We start from the raw sequence: 24,947 nt of genomic DNA, 5'->3' as shown, positions 1-24,947 counted from the left end.
GGTCTTGCCCTACTGTCTGTTGTGCATCCATGCTTTGCCCGCCGGCTACTGGCCGCGCGGGCCGTTTTCGATATCGGTAATGATGCCGTTGCGCACCGTCACAAAGCGCATGAACTCGTTCTTGCCGAAGTTGTAAGTCCAGCGCTCACCATATTTGACCTGCACCATGTTGCCAAACTGGTTCTCCTCGTTGCGGTTGAGCTCTTCACGCAACATCGGCTCACCGCACTTGAGCAGCATCTCGGCGGTGGTGTCTCCCTCGGTGATCAGGGCGTTCTTGCAACGCATGGCGTCGGCACTGGCCGGAATGCTCAGCAGCAACAGAGCAAGCCCCGCTACTTTCTTCATCTTCTTGCTCATCGGGTTCTCCTTATCCTCTCTAATGAGTCGCAGTATGCCTGTTCCCGTTTCTGAAAAAACCAGTAAAAAACGCAAAAGTGCCGCCCTTTTCTGCTCTCCAGCCCGCTGGTCGCGACAAATGCTGTCTATCACATAGCCCAAAAACAAACGGCGACCCGAGGGTCGCCGTTTGCATCAAGCCAGCAGGATCACAGGATGTCCAGCAGCTCGACTTCAAATACCAGTGCAGAGTAAGGCGGGATGGAGCCCGCACCACGGGCACCGTAGGCCAGATCGTGGGGGATGTATAGCTTCCACTTGGAACCAACCGGCATCAGCTGCAGCGCTTCAACCCAGCCAGCGATCACGCCGGTCACCGGGAATTCAGCCGGCTGGCCGCGAGCAACGGAGCTGTCGAATACGCCACCGTGGGTGAAGGTACCGTGGTAGTGCACACGCACGGACTGACCGGCTACCGGAACGGCACCGTTGCCTTCTACCAGCACTTCGTACTGCAGACCGGAGTCGGTCACCTTCACTTCAGCGCGCTTGGCGTTATCAGCCAGGAAGGCTTCGCCGTCAGCAGCGGCGGCCTTGGCGGCGGCTTCCTGCTCTTCTTGCATACGCGCAGTGATCACCTGGAAGGCATCATTGATATCGTCACGGCTGACCGCGAACTCCAGACCATTCAGGGCATCTGCCAGACCTTGTTGCAGGGCCGGGATATCCAGACCGGCGAAGGCTTGCTGCGCCAGCTGATCACCCATGTTGCGGCCGATGCCATAGCTGGCCTTCTGTTCGATAGAGTCGTATTGGGACATTGAGATGTTGCTCCAGATCCATGTAGTAAAGAGGCGGGATAATATCAGACTTTTGGCCGGGGTGCTGCCGGGGGCGCCCCTGATTTCCCCGTCAGTGGGAGGAACTTCACACAAGATGCGGATGAACGCCGCCCAACGGCGGCGATCTGCTTAACCGCGATCCAGCAAGGCTCTGACCGCAGCCACCTTGGCGCCATCGGTGATATTGACCCGACCATCATCCGAAGTGCCCATATTCACTCCGTGCGGCACCATGCCACCGCGCCAGCCCATGCCGGACATATGCACTTCGCTCACTCCGGTGAACTCGATGATGGTACGCACGTTGTCGGCATTGACCCCGGCCCCCGGCATCAGGCTGGCACGCCCCGCCAGCGCTTGTTGCATCTCCTGCAGGGTTTCCAGCCCCGCCAACGCGGTCGGCGCATGGCCCGAGCTCAGAATGCGCTCGCAACCGGCAGCGACTATGGTCTCCAGATCGAGACGCCAGTCGGAAGAGAGGTCGATGGCGCGATGGAAGGTGACCCCCAACGGTCCTGCAGCATCCACCAGCTGTTTGAGTTTGGCGGCAGGCACCCGCCCCTCCTCATCCAGCAAACCGACCACCACCCCTTGCAGCCCCGCAGCGCGTGCGGCCGCGATATCTTGCAGCATCATCTCGAACTCGCCGTCGTTGAAGCAAAAATCCCCGGCACGCGGGCGGATCATGGCATAAACCGGCACGCTGGCGTGGCGGGCTGCCAGCTGCATAAAGCCGTAGGAGGGGGTCAGGCCACCCAGACCCAGCGCAGAGCAGAGCTCGATGCGATCCGCCCCGGATTGCTGGGCAGTAAACAGGGATTCCAGGTTGTCGATACAGATTTCAAGACGGGTCATGAGGACTCCTTTTTCGGGGAGATCAGACCCCACATCTGATCTCATAGATTGAGCAAGGCTGCGCCGCGCACACCACCGGCACCGCCGAAGCGGGCCTGGCGGATCTCGGGCAGGGCGACCCCGGGCAGCAAGTGACCGGGCAGACGCAGCGGCAGCTGTTCATAGAGGGCGGGCAGGCCGCTCAGGCCGCCCCCCAACACCACCACCTCGGGATCAATCACCGAAATGGCGGTGGCAAGCCCGGCGGCCATGATCTCCAACCAGCAGTCGACCGTCTCGACCGCATGGGGTTCATGGGCCTCGAAGCGTCCCACAATCTGGTGACCCGTGGCGCGCTGGCCATGGAAATGATGATAGAGACGCTCCAGACCGGTGCCGGAGGCATAGGTTTCAAAACAGACCAGACGGCCGCAACCGCAACGGGGACGGGGCAACTCGGGGTACTTCATCAGCATGGTCGCGGGCAAGGGGTAGTGACCAATCTCGCCAGCCAGCCAGTTGCGCCCCTGAATAAGCTTGCCCGCCAGATAAACAGCGCCGCCGATGCCGGTACCGATGGTGACACCGAGCGCACTGCCTGCGCCGTCGGCTGCCCCTTGATGCACTTCGGACCAGAGGAAGCAGTTGGCGTCGTTATCCACCTTGACCGGCCGCTCCAGCAGTTCGGCCAGATCTGCGCCCAGATGGCGACCATTGATGGAGGGCAGATTGGCCGCCACTATGCTGTGATCCTGGCTATTGATGACACCGGGGAAACCGATGCCGACCGAGCCCCGAGCCCCGAAGCGGGCATCCGCCAGCTCGACCCGGGAGCGGATCAGCTGCTGCAACCCCTCATAATCGTTGCCCGGGGTGCTCATGCGCTCCTCGTGGCAGAGGTTCAATGCTCCGTCATAGACCGCAAAGGCGATCTTGGTGCCACCGATATCAAAGCCGTAATACATGCCAGCACTCCCTTGTCAGCCCGTGTTTATCCAACTCTGTTCCAAGGGGCACATTGTATTAATTCGCAAAAAAAATAAAGTGACCGAGGGCGAAAAACGGGAGGGTGATCAGAGCAAACGGCTCATTTGTCGCTGCAGGCAGGGCAGCCCGAGGCTTATCAGGGTGCGCTCCTCGCCGTCAAAGACGAAGCCGCGGCGCAGGTAGAACCCCTCGCCGATGTGGTTGCCATCGAGCAGCCACAATTTGACGCTATGGCAACCGGCACGGCGCATCTGCATCGCCACCGCCTGCCACAGCCGTTTACCATAGCCTTGTCGCCAGTGGTCGGGATGGAGGTAAAAAGCGCGGATCAGGGCATGACTCTGCCCCGCTTCCTGCTGTGGTTGCCAGTAGAGCAGGCCAATCACCACCTCATCGAGACAAAGCAGCATGGGCCTTGGGCCCGGCTCGGCCAGACGGCTCTGCCAGATCTGCAGATGGGCGGTGACGTCCAGCTGCTCCAGCAGGTCGGCACCGAGCACCTTGCCATAGGCAGCGAGCCAGCTGGCTCGTTGCATCACCGTCATGGCGGCGGCATCGTCGCTGCGCGCCATGCGCAGGCTTATGCCTTGCATTGGGGCACCAGACCGTTGGCGCGGGCCTGCTCATAGAGCGGCAACACTTGCGCCTGTTGCGCCTGCAACTCGGCGATCCGGTTCTCGTTGCTCGGGTGGGTGGAGAGCAGTTGCGGCGGGGAGTTGCCACCAGCGGCGGCACTCATGTTTTGCCACAGGGGGATCGCCTCGGCCGGATTGAACCCGGCGCGCGCCATCAGCTCAAGCCCCAGCCGATCCGCTTCGCTCTCCTGAGTACGGCCATAGGGCAACATCACCCCCACCTCGACCCCGAGGCCAAGGGCGGCCATGGTGGCGCCGCGATACTCGCTGGTGCCCATGGCGATGTCCGCAGCCGCCAGACCGATCCCCGCCAGCTGGCTGCGCGAGAGTCGTTCGTTGGAGTGTTGGGCCAATACGTGAGTCAGCTCGTGGCCGATGACGGTCGCCAGCTGATCCTGATTCTTGGCAACCTTGAGCAGGCCGCTGTAGACCCCGATCTTGCCGCCGGGCAGGGCGAAGGCGTTGACCTGTTTGGAGTCAAACACCACCACTTCCCAGTTGGTGATGCCATAGCTGGCCGGCACCTGGGCGGTCACCGCCTTGGCGACACAGGAGACATAGGCGTTGAGTTTGGCATCCTTGCTCACCTTCTCCTGCTTCTTCATCTGCTCGAAGGAGTCGGCGCCCAGCTGGTTCATCTGCTGGGGAGAGTAGAGCAGCATCTGGCTGCGGCCGGTCGGCGACTGGGCGCAGGCGACCAGCAGGGAACTACAGAGGGCTACCATGCCAAACTTGGTGAGGGACGCAATCATGAAGGGATCCTTTGCCATAACGTTGCCCTATTCTCGGAAATGCCGCCCTGCTAAGCAAGGGAGCCAGCCCCCGGCTGGTGGAAAAATATCCATCCAGCGCTATTAACAAAACTGACAGCCGACAAAAACAAAACGAGCCCGCTTGGGGCTCGTTTTATCAGGGCATGCTGACTGCAGGCAGTTACATGATACCCAGCTTTTTCAGGTCAGCCTGTACCACCTTGGCCGGCACCGGTACGTAGCCATCTTTGGCTACGATGTTCTGGCCTGCTTTGGAGAGCATCATCTTGACAAACTCTTGCTCCATCGGGGAGAGCGGCTTGTTCGGATGCTTGTTCACGTAAACGTACAGGAAGCGTGACAGCGGATACTTGCCGGTGATGGCGTTATCGGAGGTCGCTTCGATGAAGGTCTTGCCATCTTTGGAGAGCGGTACTGCACGCACACCAGAGGTGACATAACCGATACCGGAGTAGCCGATGCCATTCAGGGAGGCAGAAACAGACTGCACCACGGAGGCAGAACCCGGCTGCTCGTTCACGCCGCTCTTGAAGTCGCCGTTACACAGGGCGTGCTCCTTGAAGTAACCGTAGGTACCGGATACGGAGTTGCGACCGAACAGTTGCAGATCCTTAGAGGACCAGTTGCCGTCCAGACCCAGATCAGACCACTTGGTGGCAGCCTTGGCTTCGCCGCACTTGAGGGTGCTGGAGAAGATGGCGTCGATCTGCGGCATGGTCAGCCCCTTGATGGGGTTGTCCTTGTTGACGAACACCGCCAGGGCATCGACGGCAACGCGGATGGCAGTCGGCTTATAGCCGTAACGCTTCTCGAATGCTTCCTCTTCACCGGCCTTCATGGCACGGCTCATCGGACCGAACTGGGCAACACCTTCGGTCAGGGCAGTCGGGGCGGTAGAAGAACCGGCGGCCTGGATCTGCACGTTGACGTTGGGGTACAAACGCTTAAATTCTTCGGCCCACAGGGTCATCATGTTAGCCAGGGTGTCCGAGCCGACAGAGGACAGGTTGCCCGAAATGCCGCTGGTCGGTGTGTAATCCGGCAGGTCTTTATCCACACCGGCAGCCAGGGCGCTGACAGAAAACAGGGTTGCTGCGGTGAATCCGATTACACCAGCCAGTTTGTTGAGTTTCATCCAATCTCTCCAAAGTTACAGAAGGTCCGTTCTTAAGACGGCGCCAGTATCTGACCTGGCAGTGACAAATTTATGGATTTAATGTGACACTTTAATGACATGGCGACAGATTTGAACAAATGAAAAGAGGGCCCGTTAAAAGGCCCTCTTTTTGCAGCTAACTCATTGCCATAAAAGACTATTTAATCACCACCATACGGCTCGGGATGAGAAAGCTGAAGCGGCTGCCAAGGCCGACCCGGCTCTCGATATCGAGCTGGCAGTCGTGATGACTGAGGGCATGCTTGACGATGGCAAGGCCCAAGCCTGAGCCGCCGGTATGGCGCGAGCGTGCCTTGTCGACCCGATAGAACCGCTCGGTCAGCCGCGCCAGATGCTCGGGGGCAATCCCCTCCCCTTCATCGCTCACGGCAAACAGTGCCATCGCCCCCTGCTTGCGCCACTCCACGGTAATTTTTCGCCCCGCCGGGGTGTAGTGAATGGCGTTGTAGACCAAGTTGGAGACGGCACTGCGCAGCTGCTCCTGATCCCCGCGCACCAGCAGATTGGGCTGCACCACAAATTCAATCTGGTGGGCCCGTTCGCCCGAGAGCGCCCGCGCCTCCTGCTCCAGCAGCCCCAGCATGGCAGGCATGTCCACCAGGTGGGAGAGATCCACGGTCGGGGCCGCCTCGATACGGGAGAGGGTGAGCAGCTGATTGACCAGATTATCCATGCGGATAGTCTGCTCCATCATCACCCGATGCGCCTTGGCCCACATGGCGGGCGGGGGCGGCTCCTCGGTCATCTCCAGATAGCCTTTGAGCACGGTGAGCGGCGTGCGCAGCTCGTGAGAGACGTTGGAAACGAAGTGCTTGCGGGTCTTCTCGAGACTGCGCAAACGGGTGACGTCGCGCACCACCAGCATCGCCTGATCGGAGGCGTAGGGCATGATGCGAAACTCGAGAAACTTCTCCTCGTTGACCGGGGAGTGCATCTCGAGGGGCTCGTCATATGCCCCCTTGCCCAGATAGGCGTTAAAGGCAGGATTACGAATGAGGTTGCCGATATGCTGGCCGGCATCCTCCGGCCAGCGAAAACCGAGCAGTTGCTCCGCCAACCGGTTGCACCAGAGGATGCTGCCATCGGTGCGAAATACCACGGCGGCATCGGGCAGCGCCTCGGCACCCTCCCTGAAGCGGCGGATCAGCCCCGCCAGCTCGCGGCGACGGGCGCGGTGACGCTGCTGCAGCTTGTAGATACCGTTGAAGATGTACTCCCAGCTGCCATTGCCGCTGGGGGGCACCAGGCTGCGGTCGTGCCACAGCCAGTCAGAGAGCCGCTTCTGGAAGCGATAGTGCCAGCCCAGATGCAACACGGCCGCCACCAACAGGCAGAGGGCAAGATGATCAATCAACCAGCCAACCAATGCGAAGGGGGCGTAAAAAAACGCCATTCGCCACAACTGTCGCCGCCAGGCGTAAGGTTGCAACATAACTGCCTCTAGAGACGGGTTGAGAAGCGGTATCCGGCTCCACGCACCGTCTGGATCAATCTGTCGTGCCCTGTCTCTTCAATCGCCTTGCGCAGGCGACGAATATGCACATCCACGGTTCTGTCCTCGACGTACACATTGGTACCCCAGACATTATTGAGCAGCTGTTCACGGCTGTAGACCCGCTCGGGGTGAGTCATAAAGAAGTGAAGCAACTTGAATTCGGTCGGCCCCATGTCGAGCGCCTTCTCTTCGGCACTGACCCGGTGGGAGACGGGATCCAGCTTGAGCCCCTGCACCTCGATCACCTCGTCTACCGAGGTGGGCGACACGCGGCGCATCACCGCATGGAGGCGAGCGGTCAGCTCCTTGGGCGAGAACGGCTTGGTGATGTAGTCGTCGGCACCGGCCTCCAGACCACGCACCTTGTCCTCCTCTTCACCGCGAGCGGTGAGCATCACCACCGGGATCTGGCGCGTCACCTCATCCTGCTTGAGCTGCTTGATGAACTGGATGCCACTGCCGCCCGGCATCATCCAGTCGAGCACGATGAGTTCGGGGTAGGGTTCGCGCACCTTCGCCAGTCCATCGGCGTAATCTTCCGCTTCAATCGTCTCATATCCCTTCTGCTCCAACACGAAGCAGAGCATTTCGCGGATCGGTGCTTCGTCCTCGACCACCAGAATTCGCTTAGCCATTCCCTTCTCTCTCCTCTGTGAAGATGGGTGCGCCAATTATTAGAATTTTATGTGACACTTTTATGACTTTATGACAGGCGGGATGATAAACGTTTTCAGATTCAGTTGGCAGCAGTACGTTGCAACAAGTCCCACCGGTTGCCGCTGATATCCTCAAACACCACCACGGTGCCATAAGGCTCGTCACGAGGCTGTTCACAAAAATGAACACCGTACGCCTGCATGCGCTGGTAATCCCCCCAGAAATCAGTGGTCTCGAGGAACAGAAATACCCGGCCACCACCCTGCTGGCCGATGGCGGCCTGCTGCTGCGCATTGGCCGCTTTCGCCAGCAGCAGTGCAGAACCGGAGGCACCTTTGGGGGCAACCCGCACCCAGCGCTTGCCCGGTTTGCCCGGCTCGTCGAGCCGAGTGTCTTCCAGGAGCGCAAAGCCAAGTCCCTCGGTAAAAAAGCGAATGGCCTGATCGTAATCAGCCACCAGCAGGGTCAGCGCCCCTATGTGTTGTGACATGGCAGAAAATCCTCAACGGATGAGTCAACGGGCGCAATGCCCCGGCAAGGGCGCATCATAGCGGCTGGATGGGCAGGGCTCCAGCCGTCATGTGCGTCTTGAAAACGACCGGTGAGGGGGAGTGAGCACTCAAGGGGCTTCGCGCAGCGTCCGGTAGAGGGTGGTGCGACTGATCCCCAGCTGGCGCGCGGCCTCGCTCACATTGCCGCCGCATGCCGCCAGCGTTTGCTGTACCTGCCGCCGGGTTTGTTCACGCAAGCTGGTCGCCTCCCCCATCGGCAAGGCGCCGGGCTCTGTGGCCACACTGGGCAGATGCAGGTGGGCGGGTTCTATCCAACCCAACCCCTCTGCCAGCACACAGGCCACTTCCAGTGTCTGCTTGAGCTGGCGCACGTTGCCGGGCAGCGGATGGGCCAGCAGCTGTTGCTCCGCATCGCGGGTCAGACGCAGGGTCGGGTCCATCTCCGCCAACAGTCGCTGGATCAGCTCCAGACGCTCAGCGGCAGGCCAACGGCGCAGCGGCATCAGCTGCTGGCGCCAGCCGCAGATCCGGTAATAGAGGTCTTCGCGAAATGCGCCACTCTGCACCATGGCAGCCAGATCCCGGTGGCTGGCACTGACCAGCCAGAAATCCACCGCCTCCGGCTTGTGACTGCCAACCGGCGTCACGCTGCGCTCCTGCAATACCCGCAACAGTCGGGTTTGAGCCTGCAGCGGCAGTTCGCCAATTTCATCGAGCATCAGCATGCCGCCGTGGGCTGCACGCAGATAACCCTGACTGCCCTGGCTGCGGGCACCGCTGAAAGCCCCGCCCACATAGCCAAACAGCTCGGCTTCCACCAGATCTGCTGGCAACGCGCCACAGTTGACGCACACCAGTGGCTGATCCCGCCGACTCGATGCTCGGTGCAGGGCCCGCACCAGATGCTCTTTACCGCTGCCGGTCTCCCCCTCGATAAGCAGCGAAATGCCGCGCTCCAGCATCTTGAGCGGCACCTGCTGCGGATGTGGCACCGGGCTTGAGTGACCCGGCAGCGCGGTGCAGGAAGAGGTCACGTCCGCTGCTGGCACCAGCCGCAAGCCACGCCCCTCGCGCAGCAGTTGCCTGCCATCGAAAGGGTGCTGGCCGAGCCAGAGTCGGCCTGCCCGGTTGGCGCCGAGCAGTTCCCCCTCCTCTCCCAGCAACAGGCGAGCGGACCAGAGGCTCTGGGGATCGAGATCCACCAGCCAGCCCGGCTGACGCGCCAATAGTGCGTTTTCGAGGGTCATGGCCAGCAGCCGCACCGTGCCCAGCATGTCGCCATCGTGATGGGCCACATCGGTGGAGATATCGAGCACCCCGAGCAATTGCCCATCCGGCCCGAGCAACGGGCAAGCGCTGCAACTGAGGAAACTGTGCTGGGCGAAGAAGTGCTGATTGCCGAGCACCTGCACTTCACTCTGCTCGGCCAGCGCGGTACCGATGGCGTTGGTGCCCTTGCTCGCCTCACCCCAGCGGGCGCCACTGCGCAAAAAGATACGCTCGGCATGGCGGGCAAACCCCTCATCACCGCTGGCGGCCAGAATGGCCCCCTCACCGTCACACAACAACAGGCGACAAGGGCGACCCGCCAGTAACTGGGCAAACAGCGGCAGCACAAAGCGCTGGAAGCAGGCGATCAGCGCCCTGTGCTGCTCCTGACGGGCCGACAGCTCCCCCTGGGGCAGCAAGTCCAGATCGGCACTCTGCTGGCGGCTCAGCCCCTGATGCAGGCAACGCTGCCAGGAACGCTGGATCGGACCGGGACCGGGTTGAAGTGACTCACTCATCACGCCTCCTGTTCACAAACAGCACGACTGTCTCGGCCGCTGTCCAGAAACGGTACAGTTTTATCGCAATAGCCGTGGTCATTGGTTAACCAAGATACGCTGCCACACACCATTTGATAACGTTTTTGTAACCTTTTGTCTGCTGGTCAGACCCTTTGGCACGCCCCTTGCGATATCAGCTGGCAACCGGTCTGTCAGCCAGTCCGGTCAGGATCACACACATAAAGGATGATGAGATGATTTATACCGCTCCCGGTCAGGCAGGTGCCCTGGTCAGCTTCAAGTCCCGTTACGACAACTTCATTGGCGGTGAGTGGGTGGCTCCTCGTGCCGGCCGCTACTTTGAAAACATCTCGCCGGTGGATGGCAAAGTATTCTGCGAGGTCGCCCGCTCCGACGCCGCCGATATCGAACTGGCGCTGGATGCCGCCCACAAGGCGTTCACCAGCTGGAGCAAGACCAGCGTCACCGAACGCAGCAACCTGCTGCTGCGCATCGCCGATCGCATCGAGCAGAACATCGAGCGGCTCGCCATCGCCGAAACCTGGGAGAACGGCAAGGCGGTGCGCGAAACCCTGGCGGCAGACCTGCCGCTGGTGGTGGATCACTTCCGCTACTTCGCAGGCTGTATTCGCGCTCAGGAGGGCTCGGCCGCCGAGCTGGATCAGAACACCGTCAGCTACCACTTCAAGGAGCCCATCGGCGTGGTCGGCCAGATCATCCCGTGGAACTTCCCGCTGCTGATGGCCGCTTGGAAGCTGGCCCCTGTGCTAGCGGCGGGTTGCTGCAGCGTGCTCAAGCCCGCCGAGCAGACCCCGGTCACCATCATGCTGATGATGGATCTCATCAAGGACATCCTGCCCCCCGGCGTAGTCAACGTGGTCAACGGCTTCGGCGCCGAGGCAGGTCAGGCGCTGGCCACCAGCAACCGGATCCAGAAACTGGCATTTACCGGTTCGACCGAAGTGGGCGCCCATATCCTGCGCTGCGCAGCCGACAAGCTGATCCCCTCCACCGTGGAGCTGGGGGGCAAGTCCCCCAATATCTACTTCGCCGACGTGATGCAGCACGAGAGCAGCTACATCGACAAGGCGGTAGAAGGGATGCTGATGACCTTCTTCAACCAGGGGGAAGTGTGTACCTGTCCCTCCCGCGCGCTGGTGCAGGCCAGCATCTATGACGATTTCATGGACAGGGTGCTGGCCCGTGCTCGCACCATCGTTCAGGGCAACCCCCTCGATACCGCCACTCAGGTGGGGGCGCAGGCGTCCCGCGAGCAGTTCGACAAGATCCTGGGCTACATGGAGATCGGCCGCGGCGAAGGGGCCAAGATGCTGATCGGCGGCGGCCCGGCCAAGGTGAGCGGACTGGAGGGGGGATTCTACATCCAGCCCACCATCTTCTCCGGCCAGAACAAGATGAGGGTGTTCCAGGAGGAGATCTTCGGGCCGGCGCTCGGGGTCACCACCTTCAAGGACGAGGCGGATGCTCTGGCCATTGCCAACGACACCCAGTACGGGTTGGGTGCGGGCCTGTGGACCCGCGACAGCAATCTGGCCTGGCGCATGGGGCGTGGCATTCAGGCTGGCCGGGTCTGGGTCAACTGCTACCACGCCTACCCGGCACACGCCGCCTTTGGCGGTTACAAAAAGTCGGGGATCGGCCGCGAGACCCACAAGATGATGCTTGACCACTACCAGAACACCAAAAACCTGCTGGTGAGCCACGACATCAACCCGCTCGGCTTCTTCTAGCCCAAGCGGATGTCATCAGAAAGGGCGCCTGCGGGCGCCCTTCTTGTTTTGCTTCATCAGATGACATGTCCGGCGATTTGTTATCGGCCTGACTGCTGGCGATAACGCTGGGGGGAGCAGCCCAGCTCCCGGTTGAACATGGCGATAAAGGCCGAGGTGGAGCCGTAACCGAGCCGCCAGCTGATCTCCTGAATGGGCATGTCGCCCTTGAGCCAGGCCAGCGCCTTGAGCAGCCGCAGCCGCGCCCGCCACTGACTGAAACTCATCCCCAACTCCCGCAGGCAGCGCCGCGCCAGGGTGCGCTCTGTGGTATGCAGTTGTCCGGCCCACTGGGCCAGAGTTCGGGGATCGGCAGGATCGCTGTGTAACGCCGCCAGCATGGGAGCCAGCAGCTTGTCCTGACTCATCGGCAGGTAGCTCTCCTGACAGCGGGTGCGCGCCAGTCGCTCCACCAGCAACTCGGCCTGACGCTGATCCCACTCATCCGCCATATGGCTCACCCGCCGTTCGCAAAAGTCGCTCAGCAGGGCGCGGATCAGCGGGGTGAGCAGCAGCAATCTGGGCTCTGGCGGCAGCTTGGCCGCCAGCTCGTGACTGACGTAGATGGAGGTGTAGTCGAGGGTCTGCTCGTTGTAGGAGGTGTGCTCGAGATCCGCCGGCACCCAGATAAGATAGTCGGCAGGGGCCACCAGTCGCTGATCCCCCAGCTCTATCTCCATGATCCCCAGGCTGATCATGTTGAGCTGGCCCCAGGGGTGGGAGTGCAGCACGGTCGCGCTGTCGGCCAGCATCTGCTGGTAACTGAAATAGAGCGGATTGGGAGCGGGCAGAACGACATCTACCGGCTGAAAGTGGTGAGTGGCCATCAGCGCCCCTTGTCAGCGAGAGAGAGGAGCAGGCGTGATGCAACGCCCTGTTGGCTCGGTCTCCGGCACAGGTCAAAAGCAGCCATCAGTTGCGGGCAGACGCAGCCCGTGTGGGCCGGAATAAGGTGCATCAGAAAGAGTTGTCTTTTCTGCTGGGTCATCTGTCTGTTTTACGCTACTTGATAATATAAAGACAAGGGTAGACTTGGCCCCCTGTTAATAAGGAGCCTCTGATGCGAATCTTTTCCCCTCTTCTCTTTCCGCTGATGGCGGTGCTGATCTGGGCTACCAATACCGTGGTGTCCAAGGCGGCCGCCAGTGTGCTCGACCCCGCGGCTATCTCCTTCTATCGCTGGGTGATCGCCGCTCTGGCGCTGACCCCCTTCTGCCTGCCGCAGCTGTGGCGCCGCCGTAGCGAGGTTCGCCCCTGGCTCGGCAAGCTGCTGGTGCTGGCGGCGCTCGGTATGGTGCTCTACCAGTGCCTCGCTTACTACGCTGCTCACAGCACTTCGGCCACCAATATGGGGGTGATCGGCTCCCTCATTCCACTGCTCACCCTGCTGCAAGGGGCGCTCTTCTTCGGCCAGCGTCCCGGCAAACAGGCACTGCTCGGCATGAGTCTCTCCCTGTTCGGCGTGCTCTGGCTGCTTGGCAAGGGCGAACCACTGGCCCTGCTCCATAACGGCATCAACCCGGGGGATGGCATGATGTTGCTCGGCTCCGCCAGCTACGCCCTTTACGGCCTCTTGATCCGCCGCTGGCAACTGCCGTTTGGCCCCTGGCTCAACCTCTACATGCAGATCCTGCTGGCGGTACTGCTGCTGGTGCCGCTCGCTCTCAGTGCCGACTCGATGGCGGTGCCGGCCGAAGGGTGGGGGCTGGTGCTCTTCGCCGGGCTCGCCTCCTCCCTGCTGGCGGCTTACTGCTGGATGCGCGGCCTCGCCTGCATGGGGGCAGAGCGCACCTCGGTCTTTATGAACCTGATGCCGCTCTGTACGGCGCTGATCGCCGTCGTCGGCCTGGGCGAGCCAATCCACGGCTATCACCTGCTGGGTGGCGGGCTGATCCTGGGCGGGGTGATGGCCTCCCAGCTGAAGGGGCGTGCGCCGGTAGCCGAACGGGAAGCCGCCTGAGAACCAACATCGTCCGGAAACAACAAGGGAGCCCATGGCTCCCTTGTTGTTTCTGCAATGTACACCAGTGCGCATCTCAACCGGCCCGGCGCCAGCGGTAGCGCCGCTCCGGTCGCCCCCGCTGACCGTAGTTAAGATCTACATCCACCCGATCTTCCGACTCCAGATACTCCAGATAGCGGCGCGCCGTGGTGCGGCTGAGGGAGAGTCGTAGCGCCACCGTGTCGGTGGAGAAGACGTTCTCCGGCTCGCCCGCCAGCAGATCCAGCACCTGACGCAGGGTGATGCTGTCGATCCCCTTGGGGGTGACGCGCATCTCCTTGATCTGGGAGCGCCCTCCCTTGCCCAGCAGCTTGTCGAGATCTTCCTGCTCCAGCCGACCCCGCTCACACAGACGGCTGTGCAGTTGCAGGATCTCATCCAGACTCTGCTGGATGCGAAACAGCCGCAATGGTTTGATGACGTAGTCATGAACCCCCAGATTGAGAGCCTGCTGGATGGTCTCCACATCCCGCGAGGCGGTCACCATGATGACATAGGCTTCGCGGTTGTGGCTGCGCAGGCGGCTCACCCACTCAAGGCCGGAGCCATCGGGCAGGGAGACATCCACCAGCAGTAGTTGGGGCACCACACCGGCCATCATGGCATCGGCGTGGGCCAGGGTGCCGGCCCGCCCCAGCAGGGAGAAACCGGGTGTCGCCGCCACCAGTTCTGACAAGATGGCACCGATCCGATCGTCATCTTCAATAACAAGCGTGATTATTGGGTCCATGGCTCACATTAATTGGTTTTTATTCAAGTAGATACCAAACAGGGTGGTCTGCTCGGCGGTTCGCCGCCATTCTATCACACCCTCGTGCCGACCCACGGTCTCCTTGACCAGGAACAGACCCACACCGTGATCGCCGCTCTGGCGACTCACCCCGTAATCGAACAGATGGTCGGCCAGCTCCTCGTCGACCCCCTCGCCGCTATCCTCCACCTCGATCACCAGTCGCCGCCCCACATCGCACAGAGAGAGCAGCACCCGGGGCGGCCGCTGCTGGCGGTTGCGCCAGGCCGCCTGCAGGCCGTTGTCCAGCAGGTTGCCAATGAGGGTAATGAGATCGGCCGAGACCGAGGCCGGATACTCCGCCAGCGCCGAATCGGGATCGAGCTCCAGGGTCACCCCCAGCTCGCGAGCCCGGCTGAACTTGCCGAGAATCAGCCCCGCCACCGGCTTGTTGTCGATCAGCCGCAGCAGCTCCTGCAGCATGGTCTGGCACGCTTCGTTCTCCTGCTGGATCAGCTCCACCGCCTGATCCACATGGCCCAGCTGCAACAAGCCGGAGAGGCTGCTAAGCTTGTTGGCGAACTCGTGGCTCTGCATCCGCAGCATCTCGGCATACTGGCGCAGGTGGGTCACCTGCACCCCCAGACTGGCGGCCACCTCCGGACGACTGAAGATCAGCAGCCGCCCCAGCGCCTTGCCCTGCACCGCCTGCCAGCGACCGACAAAGGACTCCCCCTGAATGGTGAAGCTCACTTCCCCACCCTCCTGCTCCAGACAGGGGGCAAGGGGCGGCACCAGCTCCGCCAGCGACTGCCCCTGCAGGGCGTGGCGCCCAGTGACCGGCAGCCGCAGCTGATAGCTGGCGGTGCTGTTGATCATGTTGATATTGCCGCGGCCATCGAGGGCGATGACCCCTTCGGTGATGTGCTCAAGTACCAGATCCTGCAGGGTAAAGCGGCGCACGATCGCCTCCGGCTCCAAATCGAGCAGGGTCTTGCGCAGCAGGTATTGCACCCAGAGCGCCAGCAGCAGGCCGCACCCCAGCACCGCAACGATGGCGCTGATGAGCAGGGCCACCCGCTCCATGTAGATGCCCTCCACCTGCTGCATCAGGTAGCCCACCACCACGGCCCCCATGACGCGCCCATCCCCGCCAACCACCGGGGAGAAGCAGCGGATCGCCGGCCCCATGGTGCCCCGATCCTTGGAGCAGTAGCTGCGCCGCTCCTGCAGCGCGGGCCAGATATCCTCGCCGCGAAACTTCTGTCCCACCAGCTCGGGGTTGGGGTGGCTGAGGCGGCGACTATGCTCATCGGTCACCACCATATAGGTGGCGTCGGTGCGATTGCAGACCGCCTCCACATAGTCGCGCAGAGTCGGATCACTGCCCTGGCGCAGAGCTTCGACCACCCGGGTATCCGCCGCCATCACCCGTGCCAGATCGCTACCCTTATCCTGCAGATTGCTCTCCAGCAGATGGCGGATAAAGAGGGCCAGCAGACTGCCCAGAATGAGGATCAGCAGCAGGGAGAGCCCAAGAGAGAGGGTGACCAACTGGTGGCGAAGTTTCATGCACATACCTTAAAACGTCAGGACGCTGCCCAATAGTGCGGATGCCACCAGGTCTGGTCAATCAAAGGTGCCGGATCGCCGACAAAATCGGCCAATCCTTCCTCGCGGGCACAGAGTGCCACCGCTCTGGCGACGGCGCGGGCCACCTCCCCCACCTGTTCGATGGGGGGCAGCAGCCGACCCGCCAACAGCGGATAGGCACCGACCGCCCGTACCGCGGCCAGCAACATGCCATCGCTGATGCGGCGCGCCTTCACTGCGCAGGCACCAAGACCAATCCCCGGGAATACATAGACGTTATTGCACTGGGAGACCACCCGCCGCTCACCCGCCACCGTCACCGGCGCAAAAGGGCTGCCGGTGGCCAGCAGGGCGCGGCCATCTGTGGCGGCCCACACCTGCTCGGGGGTGGCCTCGGCGCTGCGGGTCGGGTTGGAGAGTGGCAGGATCACCGGCTGATCGCACACCTCCCCCATCGCCTGCAGCACCTCGCCAGTAAAGAGGCCACCCTGCCCGCTCACGCCAATCAAGACCGCCGGACGCACCTGCCGGATGGTCTCCAGCAGCGAACTGCTCCCCTCCTCCACGGCACGGGCAAACGGCTGTTGAGCGCGGGTCAGGTTGGGACGATCGGCGCAGACCACCCCGTCCTGATCAAACAGCCAGACGCCGTTGTGGCTCCCCGCCACCTGGGCCAGCATGGCGGCGATGCCGCAACCGGCAGAGCCCGCTCCGACGATCAGCACCGGGGCATCACTGAGGGTGGTCCCCGCCTGTTGCAACCCGGCCAGCACGCAAGCGGAGGCGACCGCCGCCGTGCCCTGAATATCGTCGTTGAACATGCAGAGCTCGTCCCGATAACGGGTCAGCAGGTTGGCGGCATGCTTGCCGGCAAAGTCTTCAAACTGCAGCACCACCTGCGGCCAGCGCTTGCGAATGGCGGCCACCACCTTGTCCATGAAGTGGTAGTAGCTCTCGCCGTCGATGCGCGGGGATTGCCAGCCGAGGTAGGAGTCATCCTCCAGCAGCTCGGGGTTGTTGGTGCCCACATCGACGCAGAGTGGCAGGGTGCGCGCCGGGTTGATGCCGCCAGCGGCGGAGTAGAGCGCCAGCTTGCCGATACAGATCCCCATGCCGCCGATACCGAGATCGCCAAGCCCCAGCACCCGCTCGCCGTCGGAGATGACGATCACGTCCACCTCCTGCTCCACCGACTCGAGGATGTCGTCGAGATCGTCCCTGTCATGCCAGGAGAGATAGAGACCGTGGCTGCGCAGATAGAGATCGCTGTGGCGCTGACACGCCTCCCCCACCACCGGGGTGTAGATGATCGGCAGCAGCTCCGGCAGGTGGTGACGCACCAGATCGTAGAAGAGAACAGGATTGTCCTCCTGCAGCTGACGCAGCAGCAGATGCTGGTCAAACGGACTCTGCATGGCGCTGACCAATCGGTAGATCCGGCGCCGCAGCTGGGAGAGGGACTCCTCCTTGTGGGGCATGCGACCCCGCACCCCCTGACGCTTGCGCTCGGCATAGGGCAGGCTGGTGCCCATCATGATGTCGTTCATTTTGTTTGTTCCTCAATCCGGTATCAGGCGAGCAGGGAGATAAGGGCGGTGGCCAAAATCAGCATCACGGCGCCGCCAAGGCGAGAGGAGATCTGGGCAAAGGGCATCAGCTTCATCCGCTGGGCCGCCGAGAGCACGGCTACGTCGCCGGTGCCGCCCATGTTGGCCATACAGAGCCCGCCGGTGATGGCCGCCTCGATGGGGTAGAAGCCGATCATCCGGCCCACCAGCGCCGCGCCGAGGGCGCCACCGATTACGGTGACCATGACCAGCACGAAGTAGCTGATGGAGAAGGCACTGATCAGCTCCGGAATACTGGTATAGGCGACGCCGATCCCCACCAGCAGGGAGGGAGTGAGGTTGCTCACCACAAACTGATACCAGTCGGCCGCCGCCTGCTCATAACGGCGCGGCAGCAGGCCGCTCACCTTGATAAAAGCGACCGCCAAAATCATCAGGGCAAAGGGGTGCATGGGGATAAAGTTGCCAAGCAGGGAGCCCAGCACAAACATGCTGGAGCTGATGAAAAGGCCCATACCCAGACTCTGCAGGGTCGGCGATTCGGCCTGCTCGTCAGCAATGTTCTGGCTATTCTCTTTGACCATTAGCTTGCCGTTGCCGGTCAGGGAGGGGTAACGGCGACCGAGCCGCGCCAGCAGGGAGCCCACCAAAATGGCCAGGGTATTGGCGATCACCACCGCCGGTACCATGCGCGACAATAGATCCGCACTGGACATCTGCATCGGGCCGGAGAGGATCTCCACCAAGGGCACCGCACCAGCCCCCATGCCACCGCCCATGATCGGCAGGCCGATCAGCAGCACCGCATTCTTGAAGCCATACCCCATCAGGGAGCCGACCAGACCAACGCTCAGCAGTGCCAGTGCGACGCCACCAAGAATGACCGGCAGGTAGCGCATGGCGGCATTTTTCAGCAAAGCGCCGCTCATACCGAACACCGAACCGGTCACCAGACTGGCGATAAAGAAGTTGAGAAAGCCTCCCTCCTTCATGAAGTTGGTGATGACCTGCCCCGCCTGCACCGGCAGCAGCTGGTATTCGAACAGGGCGGCGCCGCCAAAGATGGCGAGGATGGTGCCACCCCCTAGGTATTCGCGGATCGGCATGATCCGCTCCCCCAGCTCGGTCAGCAGGGTGCCCAGTACAAACATCAGTGCCAGCGCACCGACCATGCCCAGCGGCAACGAGCCGTTCCAGCCGGAAAAGAGAACACAGGTCGCCAACCCGAGAAATATAAAGAGCGGCATACCGGCAATTTGTTGGCCGCCCATAAAGGCGGCCTTTTCTTGTGTGGTTTGTAGGGGTGAGAGGTTTTTCATTGTTATGTACTCTGCGTGTGATTGTGGCCGCTACTTTATTGTTCCCTCTCTCCCCTGTCGGTTAGCCAGACTGCAAAGCCATATAAAAACATTAAAAACTTAAACATCATGGTGCCACCAACGTGCGCAGCACAATAGAACACCAGACATCCGATACCCGACCAAGTCAGGAAATAGGGTGATAAAACGAGCGACCATAATGGCGGATATTTGGGTGATCAGCAGTAATAACAATGCGATGATCTCCCCCCTTCGGGGAAATAACAGAGCCAGATGACAAGCTCTGCGACCATTTATCGCCACAGCTCCTGTGAGTGATAATCAGCGGGCAATGTCATCGCCATAACGCGAGTGCCACGGAGTGCCACATCAGGGTTTGAGTCGGCGTGCAGGAAGCACGCACGATGAAAAAGGGTGAGGAGAAAGATGCAAAAAGGGGAGATTAAAATAGTGATGAGCCAAGCCAGCGAATACCAGAGCACTGGCTTGAACTCACAAGGATCACACACGGTCAGGTCTATTCTGCCAACAGCAATGGAATATTGGCGGGGTCAAAATCATGACTGATATCGGTACTTCTGATAACGCCTTCCCGATTCACGCCATGGTGTGACTCTGCACCATATTCCCCATCACTCAACAGCGCTTCAATTGCCAGATACACACATCCACTGTCATATCCATCCACAACCCGTTTCCCCCTTGTTTTATAACCCCATCAATATTAGCGGATAAAAAAAGAGCTGCTCGCTGAAGCTGAAAATTTCATGAAAATAATCGCCGGATATCCTCCATTCACGGCGCAATATCCGAATCGGCAAGAGAGCCTCGAGTGGATCAGCCCCGAGAATAATATCAGGGGCTCGAATGCTGCTAACTCGCACCAGCGAAAGATCCGACCAGAAACATGATCCGCACCACACTATTTACTTAGCCTGCTAAACAAGTATGATACTTAGCAGGCTAAGTACATTGAGGATGAGAAGATGACGGATCTGGAAAGGTTGCGCGAGCTGTCGCTCGCCGAGCAGATAGCGCGGATGCACCGGCTATGGCGTACTGCCGCCGATCTGGAGCTGGCTCCCCTTGGCCTCACCCATCCCCGCTGGACCGCGTTGTGGAAGCTCTCCCGCATGGGGAACCATGTCAGCCAGAAGACCCTGGCCGAAGCCCTCGAGATAGAGCTCCCCTCCCTGATGCGCACCCTGGGCCAGCTGGAAGAGCAGGGACTGATTGAGCGTCACTGCTGCAGTCAGGACAAGCGGGCCCGCATCGTCTGCGTGACCCCGGCTGGCCAGACCCTGCTCGATCAGATCGCCGACCGCATCATGAATATCCGCCGGGAGCTGCTGGGGGGCATCGACGAGCAGACCCTGCAGCTGTTCGAAGCCACGGTGCAGCGGATCTCGGCCAACGCCCTCAGCAAGATTGAACAACACCACGACCGACAAGCCGGAGGCGATACAAGTCCTCCCGAGACCGACACAGAGAGAGAATAAGATGACCCCGGATCAACAATTTACCCGCTGGATCAAATGGTCCATGGCGGGCTTTGCCACCCTGTTTGCCTATTTTCTGATAGCCGACCTGCTGATGCCCCTCACCCCTCAGGCGATGGCGACCCGGGTGGTCACCAAGCTGGCCCCGCAAGTGAGCGGCAAGGTGATCGAGGTCGCCGTTCACAACAACCAGCAAGTCAAGAAAGGAGAGCTGCTGTTCAGGCTGGATCCGGCCCCTTTTGAACTGGCAGTGGAGCAGGCCCGCCTTGCGCTGGCGCAGGCAGAGCAGCAGAACAGTGAACTGGATGCCGCCCTGACCGCCGCCGTTGCCGAGATCAACGCCAAAGAGACCCTGGCCAGCCAGAAGTGGCGCGAGGCTGAGCGGATCGATGCGCTGTACCAACGTCACATGGTTTCGCTGCAACAAAAAGATGAGGCTGACAGCGCCCTGCGCAGCGCCCAGGCCAACCTGCGCGCCAGTCAGGCCAAACTGGCCCAGATCAAGGCCAGTCGTGGCGTGACCGGTGAGGACAATCTGTTGCTGCGCCAGGCCCGCAACAAGCTGGCGCAAGCGCAGCTGGCCCTCTCTTACAGCCAGGTTCACGCGGATCAGGATGGCACCATCACCAACCTGCAGCTCAAGCCGGGCAGCATCGCCAGCGCGGGCAGCCCGCTGCTGGCGCTGGTGTCGGAACAGGTGGACGTCATTGCCGATTTTCGGGAGAAGAGCCTGCGCCATGTCGGCGAGCAAACCCGTGCACTGGTCGCCTTCGATGGCGAGCCAGGTCAGCTCTATCCTGCTCGGGTGAGCAGTCTGGATGCCGGAGTGAGCGCCGGTCAGTTTGATGCCAATGGTCGACTGGCCGCGCCGGTGGAGTCTGATCGCTGGGTACGGGATGCCCAGCGGATGCGGCTGCACCTCGAGCTGGAGCAGCTCCCCGACCATCTGCCAGCCGGGGCTCGGGCCACGGTGCAACTGCTGCCGGACAATGCCCTGACCGCCATGCTGGCACGGGGCCAGATCCACCTGCTCAGCCTGCTCCATTATGTCTACTAACCACGCCACTCACCCGTTGGCCAATACTGCCCCAGCCCACCCCGCCGGTGTTGCTGCCACCCACCTCTGGTATCGGCCCCTCACCGGCAACGAGCTGCGCCAGTGCCTGCGCATCGCCTTTGGCTGCACCAAGGGCTTTCTGCTCTGCAAGCTGTTTGGCTGGAATTACGGGGTCTTCTATACGGTCACGCCTGTGCTGCTGCTGGGGATGGTGCCGGTGATGAATGGCCATGCCGCACGCCAGCTGATAGCGGCGGCGGTGGTCTGTGGGGTGGAGGTCGGGCTGCTGGGGGGGCTGTTTGGCAGCCATCCGGCGCTGATGACCCCCATCGCCTTTCTGCTGTTTCTCTACCGCTTCGCCGCCATGTCGCGGGGCAGCCTGTTTCTGTTCGGGGCCAACGGGGTACTGAGCCTCAGCATCATGCTGCACTTTGCCAGCTATCCGCAGACCGACCTCAACGACCTGATCCTCAACAATATCTGGGCGAGCGTGCTGTCGGTGCTGATCGCCTATCTGATGACCATGCTGATCCCGGATGTGGAGGCCAGACCCAAGCCCGCCTCGGCCCCCAAGGCACCGCACCGGATGCGCCATGAAGCCCTGCTGGGTGCCACTGTGGCCACCCTGTCGTTTCTGGTATTTCAGGTGTTTGACCTGCGCGACTCCATGTCTGCCCAGGCCACAACCCTGCTGGTGCTGTTCCCCATGCACTGGAACGGTGCGCTGAGTTATGCCCGCAAACGGGCGATGGGTACCTTGCTGGGGGTCACCTTCGGCCTGCTCGGCCAACTGCTGCTCTATGACTGGTCAGGGCAACTGCTGCTTGTCGCTCCACTGCTGTGGCTCGGCGCCATGCTGTTCAGCCATGCCCACGTCAAGGAGGCAGGCGGCTCCGGGGTTGGCTTTGGCGCCCTCACCACCCTCGGCATCCTGTTTGGCCAGTACCTCACTCCGGGCAACGATCTGGTGTTCAGCGCCCTCTACCGGGTGAGCAGCATACTGTTTGCCATCGTGGTCACCCTGCTGGCCTGCTACCTCGTCCATCGGCTGCTCAATCGCTTCGAGGCGACCCGCTTCGGTTATTGATTTCCTGTTGTAAGCACTGTTGTCAGCCCATGGATGAGCTCTCTTTCGCCCCGTCGCCTGCCGGGGCGTTTTTTCTCTCCCTCGTGTGCCTCCCTTGTCATCCCCCCCCCCACCACAGCTCAGCGCAGAAGTACGGCTATGCTTGTAAGGCTGCTGTCGATGAGGTGTACCTATGGTCGCGTTGTTAAAAAAATGGCTGGTTTGTCTGATGCTGTTGGCTACCAGCCCGCTCGGGGCCACCCCGCTTGTCATTGGTGCCGAAGATGACTGGGCCCCCTACTGCGAGCGCGACAAGGACAATGAGGATGACCAGCCCCACGGACTGGCGCCTGAGCTGGTCAAGGCGGTGTTCGCCGCCGAAGGGATCGAGATTGTCTTTCGCACCCTCCCCTTCGCCCGCTGCATGCACGATGCGAAAAGCGGCAAACTTGCGGGGTGCTTCAACGCCACCATCACCGAAGAGAACCGCTACCAGTACCATTGGCACGATACCCCCATGTTCGAGGAGGATCTCGCCATCTTCGCCCTCGCCAGCGAACCGCAACGGGATCTCAAACTCACCTCGCTGGAGGGCAAGCGGGTGGGCATCACCCTAGGCTACACCTATCCCACCGATTTTATGGAGAACCCCAGAATCACCCGCTTTCAGGCCAAGTCCGATGCCCAGATCCTCGAGATGCTGGTGCGCGGCCGGGTCGACTACATCCTGATGAACGGCATGCCGGGCTACCTCAAGATCCAGCAGAAGCAGCTGACCGGCAAGGTGGTCAAGGTTGGCAAACTCTCCACTGATGGATTCTGGCTCGCCTTTTCCCGCCACCACCCGCAAGGGGAAGCGCTGGCCAAACAGTTCGAACAGGGGCTGCAGAAGATCAAGAACAACGGCATCTATGAGACGCTGATCCGCCAGTTTGAAACCAGACTTGGCATCTACTGATTGACGATTCCTTCCTGATAGCGCCACCTCATACTCGCGCGGTATGCCGGACAGCCAGCGACGCACCGAATGGCCCCGCTGATTGCACAATAACGGCAACCTGTTAGGCTCACGCCCGTATGACACCAATGGAGCTGTAATCATGAATAAGGCACATATGATGGCCGCTGGTGCGCTGGCCCTCGGCCTGCTCGCTGGCTGCAATCAGGGCAATACCCTCTCAGTCACTGGTGGCGAACCGGTCAGTTACCAGTGCGAACAGGGCAAGAAGGTGCAGGTGCGCTACTTCTCCCTCTCCGACGAGAGCCTCAACTTTATCAAGCTGTCTCTGCCGGACGGCAAGGATTACACCCTGCCCCAAGCCATCTCGGCCTCCGGTGCCCGCTATACAGACGAACACGAGGCCGTCTGGTGGAACAAGGGGGATGAGGGCTTTGTCGAGCTGCGGGATCAAGATGGCGAGTGGCAGACCGCCTACAACGACTGCAAACAGCAATAAACGTGACCCCGGCCTGGCCGGGGTCTCTCTTTCTCTGGCATCAGAGTGGTGGGGGATCAATTGATCTCGATTTCGAAGCGGTTGGTCACCTCGACCGGAATGGCATCCGGGTTGCCCTCTGCCGGGCTGTAGCGGATCCGCGAGAGGGTCGCCAGCGCGCTCTGTTCCAGCTCGCCGGGGGGCTCGGCCGCCACCACTTCCGGCTTGACTGGCGTGCCGCTGGCGTCAATTTGATAGCGAACGTCCACATACCCCTTGACCGGTTTGGCCGGCAGGGCGGGCTCGTCATTGCCAAGCCATGACCACTGCTTCTCCTGAACCCAGTAGCTGGACAACTGCTCGAAAGGGATAGCGATCGGAGCGCGCTCGTGCGCTACCTCCTGACGGGATGAGCACCCCAGCAACAGTGTCACTGCCAGACCTGACCATACTGCGACTTTCCACTTCATGTAACGCTCCTTGTTCTCTGCCGGTGCTTGTTGCCGGACTGCGGGCCGCTCAACACGCGCCCTTTTGGTCAGTCACCCATCCTAACGAAAAAGTATTCGTATGAACATGAACAAAAGGGCCAACCCCGAGAGGTTGGCCCTTTTATCGTCAATAAGCTCACTAACCATCCGCTGGCATCAGCCGCGCTTGTCGCTCACCACCAGCCAGAGCGCATGGACCATGCCCGGCAGACCGCCCATCAGGGTCAGCACGATGTTGATTAAAAAGTGCAGGCTAAAGCCCACCTGGATAAACGCGCACACCGGGGGCAGGAAAATGGCCAGCAGGATCTTGAGCAGATTGTTCATCTCGGCTCTCCTTTTCAAAAATGTCGTC

The 24,947-nt window shown here is 61.2% G+C and carries 26 protein-coding genes; 7 read left to right on the top strand and 19 right to left on the bottom strand.

Annotated features, from left to right (window positions below):
* Nucleotides 1–45: 45 nt before the first annotated feature.
* The 11 genes from AB5Y92_RS16325 to AB5Y92_RS16275 form a co-directional block, all read right to left on the bottom strand.
* Nucleotides 46–360 (bottom strand): DUF2845 domain-containing protein, encoded by a 315-nt coding sequence (locus tag AB5Y92_RS16325; RefSeq protein WP_005338404.1) that lies wholly within the window; start codon nucleotides 358–360, stop codon nucleotides 46–48.
* 188 nt (nucleotides 361–548) lie between these two features.
* Nucleotides 549–1,160: an FKBP-type peptidyl-prolyl cis-trans isomerase gene (locus AB5Y92_RS16320; RefSeq protein ID WP_005338405.1), complete on the bottom strand. Its 612-nt coding sequence runs from the start codon at nucleotides 1,158–1,160 to the stop codon at nucleotides 549–551.
* 150 nt (nucleotides 1,161–1,310) lie between these two features.
* Nucleotides 1,311–2,036: a copper homeostasis protein CutC gene (locus AB5Y92_RS16315; RefSeq protein WP_106842436.1), complete on the bottom strand. Its 726-nt coding sequence runs from the start codon at nucleotides 2,034–2,036 to the stop codon at nucleotides 1,311–1,313.
* A 41-nt stretch (nucleotides 2,037–2,077) separates the two neighbouring features.
* Complete coding sequence (locus AB5Y92_RS16310; RefSeq protein ID WP_201986918.1) at nucleotides 2,078–2,980, bottom strand: ROK family protein; 903 nt, start codon at nucleotides 2,978–2,980, stop codon at nucleotides 2,078–2,080.
* A gap of 108 nt (nucleotides 2,981–3,088) precedes the next feature.
* Nucleotides 3,089–3,595: a GNAT family N-acetyltransferase gene (locus tag AB5Y92_RS16305; RefSeq protein WP_219595268.1), complete on the bottom strand. Its 507-nt coding sequence runs from the start codon at nucleotides 3,593–3,595 to the stop codon at nucleotides 3,089–3,091.
* A complete protein-coding gene (locus AB5Y92_RS16300; RefSeq protein ID WP_100654279.1) occupies nucleotides 3,583–4,389 on the bottom strand; it encodes a M48 family metallopeptidase in 807 nt (268 codons plus the stop codon). Before AB5Y92_RS16300 ends, AB5Y92_RS16305 begins: the two co-directional genes overlap by 13 nt.
* Nucleotides 4,390–4,570: 181 nt before the next feature.
* Nucleotides 4,571–5,545: a PstS family phosphate ABC transporter substrate-binding protein gene (locus tag AB5Y92_RS16295; RefSeq protein ID WP_005338411.1), complete on the bottom strand. Its 975-nt coding sequence runs from the start codon at nucleotides 5,543–5,545 to the stop codon at nucleotides 4,571–4,573.
* Between the two features lie 178 nt (nucleotides 5,546–5,723).
* Nucleotides 5,724–7,019, bottom strand: a complete 1,296-nt coding sequence (gene phoR, locus AB5Y92_RS16290; protein WP_021229135.1) for a phosphate regulon sensor histidine kinase PhoR — start codon at nucleotides 7,017–7,019, stop codon at nucleotides 5,724–5,726.
* 8 nt (nucleotides 7,020–7,027) lie between these two features.
* Nucleotides 7,028–7,717 (bottom strand): phosphate regulon transcriptional regulator PhoB, encoded by a 690-nt coding sequence (phoB, locus tag AB5Y92_RS16285; protein ID WP_005338414.1) that lies wholly within the window; start codon nucleotides 7,715–7,717, stop codon nucleotides 7,028–7,030.
* 101 nt (nucleotides 7,718–7,818) lie between these two features.
* Nucleotides 7,819–8,229 (bottom strand): VOC family protein, encoded by a 411-nt coding sequence (locus tag AB5Y92_RS16280; protein WP_058056713.1) that lies wholly within the window; start codon nucleotides 8,227–8,229, stop codon nucleotides 7,819–7,821.
* Between the two features lie 129 nt (nucleotides 8,230–8,358).
* Entirely contained in the window at nucleotides 8,359–10,038 is a 1,680-nt protein-coding gene (locus tag AB5Y92_RS16275; protein ID WP_368227147.1) for a sigma-54-dependent Fis family transcriptional regulator, read from the bottom strand.
* Nucleotides 10,039–10,274: 236 nt separating this feature from the next.
* Between AB5Y92_RS16275 and AB5Y92_RS16270 the strand changes: the two genes are divergently transcribed.
* Entirely contained in the window at nucleotides 10,275–11,792 is a 1,518-nt protein-coding gene (locus tag AB5Y92_RS16270; protein WP_042079825.1) for an aldehyde dehydrogenase family protein, read from the top strand.
* Between the two features lie 80 nt (nucleotides 11,793–11,872).
* Here AB5Y92_RS16270 and AB5Y92_RS16265 read toward each other — a convergent pair whose 3' ends face one another.
* A complete protein-coding gene (locus tag AB5Y92_RS16265) occupies nucleotides 11,873–12,658 on the bottom strand; it encodes a helix-turn-helix transcriptional regulator (protein WP_368227146.1) in 786 nt (261 codons plus the stop codon).
* 233 nt (nucleotides 12,659–12,891) lie between these two features.
* On the opposite strand from AB5Y92_RS16265, the gene AB5Y92_RS16260 reads away from it, so the two are divergent.
* Complete coding sequence (locus tag AB5Y92_RS16260) at nucleotides 12,892–13,791, top strand: DMT family transporter (protein ID WP_368227145.1); 900 nt, start codon at nucleotides 12,892–12,894, stop codon at nucleotides 13,789–13,791.
* Between the two features lie 76 nt (nucleotides 13,792–13,867).
* Here the strand turns inward: AB5Y92_RS16260 and AB5Y92_RS16255 are convergent, their stop codons facing one another.
* From AB5Y92_RS16255 to AB5Y92_RS16235, 5 genes are all read right to left on the bottom strand, one after another.
* Entirely contained in the window at nucleotides 13,868–14,563 is a 696-nt protein-coding gene (locus AB5Y92_RS16255) for a response regulator (protein ID WP_368227144.1), read from the bottom strand.
* A 3-nt stretch (nucleotides 14,564–14,566) separates the two neighbouring features.
* Nucleotides 14,567–16,135: an ATP-binding protein gene (locus AB5Y92_RS16250; protein WP_368227143.1), complete on the bottom strand. Its 1,569-nt coding sequence runs from the start codon at nucleotides 16,133–16,135 to the stop codon at nucleotides 14,567–14,569.
* A gap of 17 nt (nucleotides 16,136–16,152) precedes the next feature.
* Entirely contained in the window at nucleotides 16,153–17,703 is a 1,551-nt protein-coding gene (locus AB5Y92_RS16245; RefSeq protein WP_368227142.1) for an NAD-dependent malic enzyme, read from the bottom strand.
* A gap of 23 nt (nucleotides 17,704–17,726) precedes the next feature.
* Entirely contained in the window at nucleotides 17,727–19,043 is a 1,317-nt protein-coding gene (locus AB5Y92_RS16240; protein ID WP_368227141.1) for a 2-hydroxycarboxylate transporter family protein, read from the bottom strand.
* A gap of 517 nt (nucleotides 19,044–19,560) precedes the next feature.
* Complete coding sequence (locus AB5Y92_RS16235) at nucleotides 19,561–19,731, bottom strand: hypothetical protein (RefSeq protein ID WP_174218983.1); 171 nt, start codon at nucleotides 19,729–19,731, stop codon at nucleotides 19,561–19,563.
* A 298-nt stretch (nucleotides 19,732–20,029) separates the two neighbouring features.
* On the opposite strand from AB5Y92_RS16235, the gene AB5Y92_RS16230 reads away from it, so the two are divergent.
* The 5 genes from AB5Y92_RS16230 to AB5Y92_RS16210 all read left to right on the top strand — a co-directional run bounded on the left by AB5Y92_RS16230 (nucleotide 20,030) and on the right by AB5Y92_RS16210 (nucleotide 24,122).
* Complete coding sequence (locus AB5Y92_RS16230; RefSeq protein ID WP_005349886.1) at nucleotides 20,030–20,542, top strand: MarR family transcriptional regulator; 513 nt, start codon at nucleotides 20,030–20,032, stop codon at nucleotides 20,540–20,542.
* Between the two features lies 1 nt (nucleotide 20,543).
* Entirely contained in the window at nucleotides 20,544–21,599 is a 1,056-nt protein-coding gene (locus tag AB5Y92_RS16225; RefSeq protein WP_005338431.1) for an HlyD family secretion protein, read from the top strand.
* Complete coding sequence (locus AB5Y92_RS16220; RefSeq protein ID WP_368227140.1) at nucleotides 21,589–22,686, top strand: DUF2955 domain-containing protein; 1,098 nt, start codon at nucleotides 21,589–21,591, stop codon at nucleotides 22,684–22,686. The genes AB5Y92_RS16225 and AB5Y92_RS16220 overlap by 11 nt, the downstream gene beginning before the upstream one ends.
* A 208-nt stretch (nucleotides 22,687–22,894) precedes the next feature.
* Complete coding sequence (locus AB5Y92_RS16215) at nucleotides 22,895–23,623, top strand: transporter substrate-binding domain-containing protein (protein ID WP_338454184.1); 729 nt, start codon at nucleotides 22,895–22,897, stop codon at nucleotides 23,621–23,623.
* 142 nt (nucleotides 23,624–23,765) lie between these two features.
* On the top strand, nucleotides 23,766–24,122 hold the full coding sequence (locus AB5Y92_RS16210; RefSeq protein WP_042055249.1) for an MliC family protein: 357 nt from the start codon (nucleotides 23,766–23,768) through the stop codon (nucleotides 24,120–24,122).
* 56 nt (nucleotides 24,123–24,178) lie between these two features.
* Here the strand turns inward: AB5Y92_RS16210 and AB5Y92_RS16205 are convergent, their stop codons facing one another.
* Both AB5Y92_RS16205 and AB5Y92_RS16200 read right to left on the bottom strand, forming a co-directional pair.
* On the bottom strand, nucleotides 24,179–24,571 hold the full coding sequence (locus tag AB5Y92_RS16205; RefSeq protein WP_368227139.1) for a TonB family protein: 393 nt from the start codon (nucleotides 24,569–24,571) through the stop codon (nucleotides 24,179–24,181).
* A 177-nt stretch (nucleotides 24,572–24,748) separates the two neighbouring features.
* Nucleotides 24,749–24,919, bottom strand: coding sequence for a YqaE/Pmp3 family membrane protein (locus tag AB5Y92_RS16200; RefSeq protein WP_005338440.1), 171 nt, complete (start codon nucleotides 24,917–24,919; stop codon nucleotides 24,749–24,751).
* Between the last annotated feature and the right edge of the window lie 28 nt (nucleotides 24,920–24,947).

Source organism: Aeromonas sp. R1-1, from assembly GCF_040908495.1.
Lineage (GTDB): Bacteria > Pseudomonadota > Gammaproteobacteria > Enterobacterales > Aeromonadaceae > Aeromonas > Aeromonas veronii.
The sequence above is the reverse complement of the archived record's forward strand: the minus strand, read 5'-3'. Positions and strand labels throughout refer to the sequence as shown.

What these genes read in the sequence shown, in the direction of transcription:
- AB5Y92_RS16325 (WP_005338404.1), bottom strand. Translation starts at nt 360, where the DNA reads ATGAGCAAGAAGATGAAGAAAGTAGCGGGGCTTGCTCTGTTGCTGCTG.
- AB5Y92_RS16320 (WP_005338405.1), bottom strand. Translation starts at nt 1,160, where the DNA reads ATGTCCCAATACGACTCTATCGAACAGAAGGCCAGCTATGGCATCGGC.
- AB5Y92_RS16315 (WP_106842436.1), bottom strand. Translation starts at nt 2,036, where the DNA reads ATGACCCGTCTTGAAATCTGTATCGACAACCTGGAATCCCTGTTTACT.
- AB5Y92_RS16310 (WP_201986918.1), bottom strand. Translation starts at nt 2,980, where the DNA reads ATGTATTACGGCTTTGATATCGGTGGCACCAAGATCGCCTTTGCGGTC.
- AB5Y92_RS16305 (WP_219595268.1), bottom strand. Translation starts at nt 3,595, where the DNA reads ATGCAAGGCATAAGCCTGCGCATGGCGCGCAGCGACGATGCCGCCGCC.
- AB5Y92_RS16300 (WP_100654279.1), bottom strand. Translation starts at nt 4,389, where the DNA reads ATGATTGCGTCCCTCACCAAGTTTGGCATGGTAGCCCTCTGTAGTTCC.
- AB5Y92_RS16295 (WP_005338411.1), bottom strand. Translation starts at nt 5,545, where the DNA reads ATGAAACTCAACAAACTGGCTGGTGTAATCGGATTCACCGCAGCAACC.
- phoR (WP_021229135.1), bottom strand. Translation starts at nt 7,019, where the DNA reads ATGTTGCAACCTTACGCCTGGCGGCGACAGTTGTGGCGAATGGCGTTT.
- phoB (WP_005338414.1), bottom strand. Translation starts at nt 7,717, where the DNA reads ATGGCTAAGCGAATTCTGGTGGTCGAGGACGAAGCACCGATCCGCGAA.
- AB5Y92_RS16280 (WP_058056713.1), bottom strand. Translation starts at nt 8,229, where the DNA reads ATGTCACAACACATAGGGGCGCTGACCCTGCTGGTGGCTGATTACGAT.
- AB5Y92_RS16275 (WP_368227147.1), bottom strand. Translation starts at nt 10,038, where the DNA reads ATGAGTGAGTCACTTCAACCCGGTCCCGGTCCGATCCAGCGTTCCTGG.
- AB5Y92_RS16270 (WP_042079825.1), top strand. Translation starts at nt 10,275, where the DNA reads ATGATTTATACCGCTCCCGGTCAGGCAGGTGCCCTGGTCAGCTTCAAG.
- AB5Y92_RS16265 (WP_368227146.1), bottom strand. Translation starts at nt 12,658, where the DNA reads ATGGCCACTCACCACTTTCAGCCGGTAGATGTCGTTCTGCCCGCTCCC.
- AB5Y92_RS16260 (WP_368227145.1), top strand. Translation starts at nt 12,892, where the DNA reads ATGCGAATCTTTTCCCCTCTTCTCTTTCCGCTGATGGCGGTGCTGATC.
- AB5Y92_RS16255 (WP_368227144.1), bottom strand. Translation starts at nt 14,563, where the DNA reads ATGGACCCAATAATCACGCTTGTTATTGAAGATGACGATCGGATCGGT.
- AB5Y92_RS16250 (WP_368227143.1), bottom strand. Translation starts at nt 16,135, where the DNA reads ATGAAACTTCGCCACCAGTTGGTCACCCTCTCTCTTGGGCTCTCCCTG.
- AB5Y92_RS16245 (WP_368227142.1), bottom strand. Translation starts at nt 17,703, where the DNA reads ATGAACGACATCATGATGGGCACCAGCCTGCCCTATGCCGAGCGCAAG.
- AB5Y92_RS16240 (WP_368227141.1), bottom strand. Translation starts at nt 19,043, where the DNA reads ATGAAAAACCTCTCACCCCTACAAACCACACAAGAAAAGGCCGCCTTT.
- AB5Y92_RS16230 (WP_005349886.1), top strand. Translation starts at nt 20,030, where the DNA reads ATGACGGATCTGGAAAGGTTGCGCGAGCTGTCGCTCGCCGAGCAGATA.
- AB5Y92_RS16225 (WP_005338431.1), top strand. Translation starts at nt 20,544, where the DNA reads ATGACCCCGGATCAACAATTTACCCGCTGGATCAAATGGTCCATGGCG.
- AB5Y92_RS16220 (WP_368227140.1), top strand. Translation starts at nt 21,589, where the DNA reads ATGTCTACTAACCACGCCACTCACCCGTTGGCCAATACTGCCCCAGCC.
- AB5Y92_RS16215 (WP_338454184.1), top strand. Translation starts at nt 22,895, where the DNA reads ATGCTGTTGGCTACCAGCCCGCTCGGGGCCACCCCGCTTGTCATTGGT.
- AB5Y92_RS16210 (WP_042055249.1), top strand. Translation starts at nt 23,766, where the DNA reads ATGAATAAGGCACATATGATGGCCGCTGGTGCGCTGGCCCTCGGCCTG.
- AB5Y92_RS16205 (WP_368227139.1), bottom strand. Translation starts at nt 24,571, where the DNA reads ATGAAGTGGAAAGTCGCAGTATGGTCAGGTCTGGCAGTGACACTGTTG.
- AB5Y92_RS16200 (WP_005338440.1), bottom strand. Translation starts at nt 24,919, where the DNA reads ATGAACAATCTGCTCAAGATCCTGCTGGCCATTTTCCTGCCCCCGGTG.